Origin of the sequence: Frankia sp. KB5 (genome assembly GCF_002099325.1) — a bacterium.
In the GTDB taxonomy this organism is placed as follows: domain Bacteria; phylum Actinomycetota; class Actinomycetes; order Frankiales; family Frankiaceae; genus Frankia; species Frankia casuarinae.
Genome location: NZ_MRUJ01000289.1, coordinates 1 through 8,916, shown reverse-complemented (window position 1 = coordinate 8,916; position 8,916 = coordinate 1). Strand labels below are relative to the sequence as shown.

The window sequence follows — 8,916 nt, the reverse complement described above, 5'->3', positions numbered from 1 at the left end:
CAAGCCGAAAACCACCCGACCGGCAACACCGGCCGGGCCTTCGGCCCGCCCACCCACGCCATCACCGAACTCTTACGCGCCGACTATTACGCAACTCTCACCAGAAGCCGGCAGGACGGCTTCCTGCTGCGGGTCGGATTCGACGCGACCGGCCGTAGCGACCTGCGGGATCCGCGGACATCCTGCGTGCTGGTCTCGTCGGGTTCTCGCGAGCTCCGGCTGTTTCCCGTCCAGGCCGACGTGCCGGTGAGCTCCTCCGGACGGTATTCCGGAACACTGACGTTCTCGCTCGCGCTGCCGGGAAGCTACCGTTTCCGCTACTCGTGCCAGGCGGACTACTCGGCCGCGCTCCTCGGCACGGTGACGATGCCATCGGTGGCGGTGAGCGTTTACGACGACAACTACTTCGTGAACGTGCTGGAGGTACGCGTCGGAGCCGGTCGGACGGTCGTGTTTTTCGCCGCAGCGGGAGCGGCGGACCTCCGGGTGCCGGTTACGTCGTGCCTTCGGTTGGAAAGCGGGATCCGTAGGCCTGTCGTGGAGCTGAAGACCTCGCGGAAGTCGCCGACGGGGGCGACGTACATCGGAACGATGCGGTTCGAGGGGACCCCGCCGGCTACCCTCGTCTATTCCTGCTCCGATTACTCGCCTGTCAACCTGTGACGGCCTTCGGGCCTTCGGGCTTGTCGCAGACCTGTCTTCGAACGTGTGTTTGGTAGTGTCGAAGCATGGAGATCGCGGCGTTCCAGGCCTCGTTGCTCGATGACGCCCCGGCGATCGAGGTCGGCCCACTCGGGACGTCCGTCCGACGAGTCGGGCTCGCGCGGGGTGCGTGGGTCGATGTGCGGCCCCGCTGGATCGTTGGAGCCGACGTGCTCTTCGAGCGGCTGCGCGATCGTGTCCCCTGGCGGGCGGAGCAGCGGACGATGTACGACAGGGTCGTCGACATTCCCCGGCTGCTCGCCTTCTACGACGAGCGTGCGTCGCTGCCCGATCCGGCGCTCGGCGCGGCGAAGCGGGTCCTCGACGAGCACTATGCGGCCGAGTTGGGCGAGGGCTTCGCTACCGCCGGGCTGTGCCTGTATCGCGACGGGCGTGACAGTGTGGCCTGGCATGGCGATCGCGTCGGGCCGGGTGGGTTCCGCGACACCATGGTCGCGATCGCCGTCCTGGGCGCCCCGCGTGCGTTGCTGCTGCGGCCGCGGGGCGGGGGCGGCCCGGCGATCCGGCACGACCTGGGCCACGGCGACCTGCTCGTGATGGGAGGCAGTTGCCAGCGCACGTGGGATCATGCCGTGCCCAAGACGGCGCGGCCGGTCGGGCCGCGGATCAGCGTTCAGTTCCGCCCGCGCGGCGTGCGCTGAGCTGGACCGTTCCCGCTTCGGTGGACCTCGCTCGGGCGTACGGGAAGAAGGCCCGGCGGGCGGCCCTGGCCCGGTACGGTCTCGATCGTTTCCTGCGGGACTGGGACGAGGTGCTCGCGCGGGTCACGGACTGAGCTCCGACACCGGGTTTATCCACATGATTGCAAGGAAATGTCTTTCACATGACGGGTAAACCGGAGCTGCCCGGCGAGTCGGGCGAGCCCGGCGAGCCCGGCGAGCCGTTGGACAGGTTCGTGCTGCCGCTCAGCCCGATCGCGCCCCGGCAGGCCCGGGTCCGGCTGGCCGCGGGCCTCRCCGGCACCGGCTTCGCGGCGGAGCTGACCGAGATCGTCGTGCTGCTCGCCAGCGAACTGGTCACCAACGCCGTCGTGCACGGCCGCGGTGAGCCGGTTCTGGAGATCCGGACAACCGACCACCAGGTGTGGGTCGGCGTCCAGGATCCGGACAGCCGCCTCCCGCAGGTGCAGCAGGTCGACACCGACTCGCTCGGCGGGCGGGGTATGCACCTGGTGGCCGAGCTCGCTGAGACCTGGGGCGCCGACGTCATCCCCGGCGACGGGAAGGTCGTCTGGTTCCGGTTGCGTCGGGAGAGCCCCGCCGTCGATGGTTGACCGCCGCCGCTGCGGCCGGGCGCGCCGGGGCTTACCTGACGCCGGGGCTTACCTGACGGCCTCGGGCAGGACGGGGGTGGGCGGGCCGAGAAGGAAGCCCTGGCCGTAGGGGATCGCGGTCTCCCGGGTGGCCTGGAGTTCGGCCGCGGTCTCGATGCCCTCGGCGACCACGCTGCCTCCGATCTCCTTGGCGACGTGCACCAGCCCGGCGGCCACGGCCCGCCGGGCCGGGTCGGTGTCGATGCCCTGGGTCAGGCAGCAGTCCATCTTGATGATCTCCGGTCGCAGCCGGACGAGCTGTTCCAGCCCGGCATAGCCGGTACCCACGTCGTCGGCGGCGATGCGGACGCCGAGCCGGCGCAGGTGCTCGATGTCGCGGTTGATCGCCGGAGTGTCGCCGATCCGTTCGTGCTCGGTGATCTCCACGAGGATGCGTTCGGCATCCTCGTTCATGATCATGTCCACCAGGCCGGCCGAGAGGGTCGTCGCCGAGACGTTAATCGCGAGGATCATGTGCGTCGGCAGCCGGGGCAGCACGGCGAGCGCGCGTCGGACCGYGGCGAGTTCGAGATCGACGTTGAGGCCGACGGAGCCTGCCGCGGTGAACCACTGTGACGGGCTGCGGGCGTAGTCCGAGAACCGGGACAGCGCCTCCACTCCGATGATCTTTCCGTGTTCGAGGTCGAGCACCGGCTGGAAGGCGAGCGCGGGCCCCCCGCCGTCGATCACATGGCTGACGTCGCGCCAGACGCGGCTGCGGACCTCCCACATCCGGTGCAGGTCGGTCACGGAATCGCCGAGGATCTCCGCGATCATCCGCAGGAACCGGCCGTCGCGCGGCCGCAGGTGCGGATGCGGCCCGTGCCCGAGACAGCCGGCCAGGCCGTAGACGATGCCGTCGCTGTCGACCACCGGCACGGCGGCGTAGGCCCCCACGTCGAGTTCGTCGACGACGGGCAGTCGCAGGATGCGCGGATCGGCTCGGGTGTCCGGGATGACGGTGGGAAACTCACCGGACAGGACGCGTCCGAACAGGGCGCTCTCGCGCCGAACGGTGGAGCCCGGGGCCAGCTGGAACGACGCGCCGTCCCCGTTGATGACCTGCACGACGAGGACGTCCGCCTCGATGCGACCGAGCCAGGCAAGATCCATGCCCAGATGGCGGCGCAGTATCCCCAGCAGCTCCACCACCGCCGTCGCCGGCTCGGGAACCTCGGCCTTCGGCCCGAGCACCGAGGCGGGGGTTGGACGGACCGACATCCGTACCACCTCCTCTCCTGGTGTTCCCTCGGGTTTTCCGCGCACACCCTGGTCGGCACCGAGATCTGTTACCGTTTCATGAACGATATCGACCTGTTCATGACCGGCGTCCGCCACTGCCGGGAGATCCATCCACTGTCTCCCGTCTGTCTCCCCTCGCGTCCGTTGTCTCTTCGTGTTGTAGTAGACACGGGATCGGGACGGATGCCTGCTCGGCGAGCGAGGATGCTCGGAGGGGAGGCGGTGTCGCGTGGCGGACATCGTGGTCGGGATCGACGGGTCGACAGATGCCGAGCGCGCGCTGCGGTGGGCCGTGCGCGCGGGGCGTCGTTGTAGCGCGCGGGTGCGTGCCGTGCTCGTCTGGGCCGCGGCCGGCCCGTTCTGCACGCGGGTGAAGCCGCCGCCCGCCACCTCACCGGAGCATCCCCGCTGGACGGCCCAGTGGATGCTGCACGACGTCGTCAACCGGGTCCGYGAGGCCCAGCCCGACGCCTGGATCGTCGAGCGGACCGTGTACGGGAGCCCGGTGGACACGATACTGACCGAGTCGGAGGGCGCGGTCATGCTCGTCCTCGGTGCCCGCGGCCGTGACCGGCCGCGCCGCCTGCCGGCCGGTTCGGTCAGCATGGCGTGCGTGTACGGGGCGTCGGTGCCGGTGGTCGTGGTCCACGGCAGGTCGGCGGAGCCGGCCGAGAGCGGGCCCGTCGTCGTCGGGGTGGACGGGTCCGCCTGCTCGTTGGCCGCGCTGCGGTGGGCCGCCCAGGAGGCGGCGCTGCGCCGGGCGTCGCTGCGCATCATGCACGCCTGGGCGCCGCTGCCACCGGAGTGCGTTGTCCGGCTGGGACTCTGCGGTGCCAGGTCCGCTGGTGCGGTACCCACGGTGGGCGCTGGGGCCGTTCGTGCCGGGCCGGCTGGTGCGGCGCCGGCTGGTGCGGCGTCGGCTGGTGCGGGGCTCGGCGACACGGATCCGGGCGGGACCGGATCCATCCGGACGGACCCGGGCGAAACGGGCTTCGCTCCGGGATTCGCCGGCCGTGGAGTTCGGGGCACGGCATCGGGGGGCACGGTACTCGATGATCGTCCAGGATTTGGTGACCCGGGGTCCGCCGATGCGGCGCTCGGCGGGTCGGCGTTCGGGGGGTCGGCGTTCGGGGGTCCCGCGTTCGGGGGTCCCGCGCTCGATGCGACGGGATCCGGCGGAACGGCCCTCGTCGACGCCGCCCTCGAAGGCGCCGCGCGAGCCGTGCTGGACGAGGCGGTGCGCGTGGGTCTGCCCGAGCCGGGTGATCTCGATGTGCGCACGGACCTGATCCGCGGAGCGGCCGCGTCCAGCCTGCTGCGGGCCGCGGCGGGGGCGCAGCTCCTGGTCATCGGAGCCCGGGGCCGCGGCGGATTCGCCGAGCTGCTGCTGGGCTCCATCAGTTCACAGTGTGTGACACACGCCCAGTGCGCGGTCGCGGTCATCCGCACGCCCGGAAGTACGACGTGTAGTGATTAGTGCGACGTGTGGTGACTCCGCCGCGGCGGACCTTCGACCCGGTGCGAGTCCCTTTCCCTCGGGTCGTGGGCTCTTGGGCCGTGAGCCGCGAGCTTTCGGGTCGTGGGCCGAGATCGAGGGCCCCGGGCGGGGATGCCCGATCGGGCACGTACCGAGCGGGTGGACGGCGGGTCACCGGCGGCGCCACCTGCCGCGCCACCTGCCGCGCCACCTGCGGTGTCGGCTCTCGCGGCCCGCCGAGCGCGGCCCGCGATCCAGCGGTGACGGCGCGGCGGGCAGGTGATCCTCCCGAAACGGCCCGRCTTTCCCTCGTCTTGGGGGAGGATGGGCAGATCGGGGCGTGATGTCCCCGTGAGGTACGGGGGCATCACGGCGCCGGCCGTGGGAGGGGAGCGTCGAGCGACTATGGCGGATCAGTACTATGGCGGTTCCGGTCGGCGCGGCGAACGGTTCGCCCAGGCGCGCTGGCTCGCCGGTCAGGCCCGGCAGGACCGCACCACCTCCTGGTACGTCCCGCTGATGATCACCGTGATCGGCGCCGGTGCGGCGTTCGACGCCTTCGGCCGCGGCGTGGGGCTCCTCTACGCCCTCGGGCTGTCGATCGCCTTCGTCCTGCTGACGTGGACGACGATCCGGCTCATRCCGTCGGTGTCCGACGAGCTGAACGTCAACCGGGTGACAGGCCCGCGCAAGATCATCGCCATGGTGAACACGCCGGTGCGCACCCACGGCGTGTTCCTGCTGGCCGCGGCGTTGCCGATCGCGATCGCCCTGATCAGGACGGTCGGTTTCTTCGTGTTCGGCGGGGCGCTGCTCGTCGGGATCGTGGTCGGCGTAGCGCTGGCCGCGGCCTGGATGTTCGAACGCCGGTAGACCCGCCCGGCGCCGACGAACCTCCTGATTCCGAATTCCGAAGAACCTCCTGCTCTCCTCTCAGAGCGCCCATCCCTGGGCCTGGACATCCCGGTCCGGCGCATCCCCCGCTCGGACCAGGTTCCTGTTCCCGCCAAGCGGGCAGGCCAGCAGGGACACGGTCCGGTGCGCGGTCCGCGATGAGGAGAGTGCGATGACGGTCAGCAAGGCCACGAGGGAACGAACCCGGGCGAGTCAGCTCCCCGAGGACGATGTGGTCGGGATCCTGCTCGCGCAGCATGCCGAGATCCGCGAGCTGTTCGGGAAGGTCAGGACGTCGACGGGCCGACGCCGCCAGGAGACGTTCGACGAGCTGCGGGCGCTGCTCGCGGCCCACGAGACCGGCGAGGAGGTGGTGCTGCGCCCGATCAGCCGGCAGGTGGTGGGGCCCGAGGTGACCGATGCCCGCAACCACGAGGAGAAGGCTGCGAGTCGGGACCTCGCCGACCTCGATCGGATGGAGGCGAGCAGCGTCGAGTTCGGGGCCAAGCTCGCCGCGTTCGAGCACACGGTGCTGGAACACGCCGAGCGCGAGGAGCGGGAGGAGTTCGAGGCGCTGCGCCAGGTCCGTCCCGAATCCGAACTCGTGCGCCTGGGCCRCAGACTGCGGGCCATTCAGGCGATCGCCCCCACCCATCCGCACCCCTCGGTCGCGGGATCCCCCACCGCTCAGCGGGTATTCGGGCCGGTGGTGTCCCTCGTCGACCGGCTGCGCGACGCTCGGCGGCAGACGGCGGCGGCGGGATGACGGCGGCGGGATGACGGCGAGGAGTTCCACCGCCCGGGGGAGCTCCTCGAACGGCGGGCCGGACCCTTCGGAGACCCCGGCGCAACGCCGGTACCGCAACTGGGGAGATCTGCTGCAGGAGTTGCGCGTCGTCCAGACGGGCGTGCAGCTGCTGACCGCCTTCCTGCTCGCCATCCCGTTCCAGCAGCGGTTCACGACGTTGAGCAACGAGCAGAAGTCGCTCTATCTCGTGATCGTGCTGCTGACGGTCAGCGCCACCGGGCTGCTCATCATGCCGGTGAGCCTGCACCGCGCGGTCTTCCGGCGCAAGGAGAAGGAGACGCTGATCCGGGTGGCGAACCGGCTCGCCCAGGTGGGCCTGGCATTGTTCGCCGTGGCCGTCTCCGGGGTCGTCCTGCTCATCTTCGACGTGGTCAGGGGGGCGCCGGCCGGCTGGATCGCCGGGGGCTGCACCTTCGTCGTGCTGGTCGTGCTGTGGGCCGTCGTGCCCGCCGCCATCCGCCTCGCCGCCGGCGGCTGGGCGTCCGGACCGTAGCCGGGTGCCCAGACGGTTCGCAGCGGCTTGCCGTGCGGACAGGTACCCGCTCTTGGCACGGGCTTGACGCTGCCCGTCGCGTGAAACTGGGCGCCATGGCGACGGCGGCATCACCCCGGACCCGGGTGGTCGACGAGCACATGTTCACCGTCGCGCGGGCGCTGGGTCCGACGACGTTCCGGTTGCAACTGTTCACGGCGACTGGCCTGCGGCCGGTGGCTGTCGTGACCCAGCCGGAGCGGGAAGGCTTGTCGCTGATGAACGGCGCCGAGCGCTACGCAGCGGCGGTGTGGATGCGGTACCTCCCGGACGATCCCGAGCCGCCGATCTGGGTCCAGCGCCAGTTCGTCAACAGCACGGCCGACGCCTTCACCCAGGTGCTGTTCACGGTCACCGGCCCACACACGCCGGCGAACCCTCGGTGGCGCAGGCTGACCGACCAGACGCTGGCCGCTCTGGTCGGTGCTCCGGTCGACGCGGACCGCGGCGCCGGCGGGTACGCCAGATCCGCCCGCGCCGCGGCGGGCGGGACTGCTGCTGGTACCACCAGGGCGACTGGCACCGGGTGAACRCGGCCGCCGGGACCGGCGGTGACAGCTGCCCGCTGGGCCGGGCGGCCAGCGCGACGGTCACCGGCGTCGGCCGGGGTCGCCCGGGGAGGTCGAACCACAGCAGGTGCGGCGGCATCCGCGGGGTCCGCGCCCAGTGCGCCAGCCGGTCAAGATCACGGATAGGTGGCCCGCTCTCGATCCGGCTGACCTGGGCCTGCGTCAGGGTGTGCCACCGACCCAGCCGTTCCTGGCTGATGGGCCCGGAGGTGGTGGGGGTGCAGGCGATAGGCCGCGGAGACCCGGCCTATGTGCTGGGCCGCGAAGGCATCACGCATCTGGTCGGTGTGCCAGAACCGCTCCGGCACGCGCGCCGGGCCTGCCGGACACCACCTTCAGTACGGATCCCGCGGTCGTGGCGCGGGTTGCCGAGCGCCTGCGCGCTCCACCCCTGGCACTAACTTCCCACCCCGTGGGGCAACGGACCGCGGCGGACACCGGCCCAGAGCGTTCCGAGGCCGAGCGGACGTCAGCCGAAATTGGATCAGACTGACAGGTGGGCGTTCATGGCGCGGGCCTGTTCACCGAGCTCGGGTAGTTCCACGACGGTGACGCCCGCCTGGGTGAGGAGTTCGTAGCCTTGGCAGTCGGCGACGAAGAGGCTGGGTTCGCGCCAGGCGATGACCACTCGCGGGATCTTTGCTTCCAGGATGAGCTGGGTGCAGGTGCGGGGCCGGGACTTGCGCTGGGAGCAGGGTTCGAGGGTGCTGTAGATCGTCGCGGTGGCGAGCCGAGGGTCGCCCGGGCCGATCTTCGCGAGTGCGGACTCCTCGGCGTGTACCGCGTCGTCGACCTCGCGGGAGAAGCCGAAGGCGATCTCCTGGTTGTTCTTGTCGACGATGACGGCGCCCACGGAGTAGGCGCCGGCGGCGGGTGGGCAGCGGTGGGCGAGTTCGATGGCCCGGGTCATCCAACGGTGATCGTCGAGCTGGGGCATGGAGCGGCTCCTCCTTCCCTGGGGTCCGGTCCCGCAGGGCGGTGGACCGGATGGCCGGTGGCGTGCCGGTGGCCGCAGTGGGTGCAACTGCGTCGCGGGCGTGGCGTCGTCATCCCTGGCCGCCTTCCCCGATCCGTACGCGGCGGGCGGTCAACGCGCGAACCGTAGCACCGTCCGTGTCGATGTCAATGCCTAAAGCTCATTGCAGATAACGCTGCGCGGTATAGCCACCACCTCCAGCAAAGCCCACGCTCGGGAGCGTGGCAGGCCCGGGACGCGTGGCAGCGTGCTGTCCGCTGTTCGACCGGATCGTGGTCACCGAACTGTTGACCGGACTTTCCTGAGGTCGAACGGCGTGTCGTAGGGCAGGGTCGGACAGGTCGGAACAGTCTGCATCTCTCTGATCTTGGAGGGTGCTGGGT

10 protein-coding genes are annotated in these 8,916 nt (G+C 70.9%); 8 read left to right on the top strand and 2 right to left on the bottom strand.

Features of this window, described 5'->3' with window-relative positions; translation table 11 throughout:
• From KBI5_RS26630 to KBI5_RS22565, 3 genes are all read left to right on the top strand, one after another.
• Window positions 1–663, top strand: a 663-nt coding sequence (locus KBI5_RS26630) for a hypothetical protein (RefSeq protein ID WP_157902574.1), incomplete at its 5' end; no start/stop codon positions are given.
• Window positions 664–728: 65 nt separating this feature from the next.
• Entirely contained in the window at window positions 729–1,364 is a 636-nt protein-coding gene (locus tag KBI5_RS22570; RefSeq protein WP_011436556.1) for an alpha-ketoglutarate-dependent dioxygenase AlkB, read from the top strand.
• 182 nt (window positions 1,365–1,546) lie between these two features.
• Complete coding sequence (locus tag KBI5_RS22565) at window positions 1,547–1,996, top strand: ATP-binding protein (RefSeq protein ID WP_085016385.1); 450 nt, start codon at window positions 1,547–1,549, stop codon at window positions 1,994–1,996.
• Window positions 1,997–2,044: 48 nt separating this feature from the next.
• Here KBI5_RS22565 and KBI5_RS22560 read toward each other — a convergent pair whose 3' ends face one another.
• Window positions 2,045–3,256 carry an EAL domain-containing protein gene (locus KBI5_RS22560; protein ID WP_085016386.1) on the bottom strand — a complete coding sequence of 404 codons (1,212 nt, stop codon included), beginning with the start codon at window positions 3,254–3,256 and terminating at the stop codon, window positions 2,045–2,047.
• A gap of 250 nt (window positions 3,257–3,506) precedes the next feature.
• Here KBI5_RS22560 and KBI5_RS28190 point away from each other — a divergent pair, with 250 nt between their 5' ends.
• The 5 genes from KBI5_RS28190 to KBI5_RS22535 all read left to right on the top strand — a co-directional run bounded on the left by KBI5_RS28190 (window position 3,507) and on the right by KBI5_RS22535 (window position 7,518).
• The gene (locus tag KBI5_RS28190) at window positions 3,507–4,754 is read left to right on the top strand and encodes a universal stress protein (RefSeq protein WP_011436559.1); all 1,248 of its coding nucleotides are present in this window, start codon (window positions 3,507–3,509) and stop codon (window positions 4,752–4,754) included.
• Between the two features lie 405 nt (window positions 4,755–5,159).
• Window positions 5,160–5,627 carry a hypothetical protein gene (locus KBI5_RS22550; RefSeq protein WP_085016384.1) on the top strand — a complete coding sequence of 156 codons (468 nt, stop codon included), beginning with the start codon at window positions 5,160–5,162 and terminating at the stop codon, window positions 5,625–5,627.
• A gap of 193 nt (window positions 5,628–5,820) precedes the next feature.
• Window positions 5,821–6,414, top strand: a complete 594-nt coding sequence (locus KBI5_RS22545) for a hemerythrin domain-containing protein (protein ID WP_085016383.1) — start codon at window positions 5,821–5,823, stop codon at window positions 6,412–6,414.
• Window positions 6,415–6,424: 10 nt separating this feature from the next.
• Complete coding sequence (locus KBI5_RS22540) at window positions 6,425–6,949, top strand: DUF6328 family protein (RefSeq protein WP_011436562.1); 525 nt, start codon at window positions 6,425–6,427, stop codon at window positions 6,947–6,949.
• 80 nt (window positions 6,950–7,029) lie between these two features.
• Entirely contained in the window at window positions 7,030–7,518 is a 489-nt protein-coding gene (locus KBI5_RS22535) for a hypothetical protein (RefSeq protein WP_035913025.1), read from the top strand.
• A gap of 523 nt (window positions 7,519–8,041) precedes the next feature.
• On the opposite strand, the gene KBI5_RS22530 is transcribed toward KBI5_RS22535, so the two are convergent.
• On the bottom strand, window positions 8,042–8,494 hold the full coding sequence (locus tag KBI5_RS22530; RefSeq protein ID WP_011436565.1) for a deaminase: 453 nt from the start codon (window positions 8,492–8,494) through the stop codon (window positions 8,042–8,044).
• Window positions 8,495–8,916: the final 422 nt, after the last annotated feature.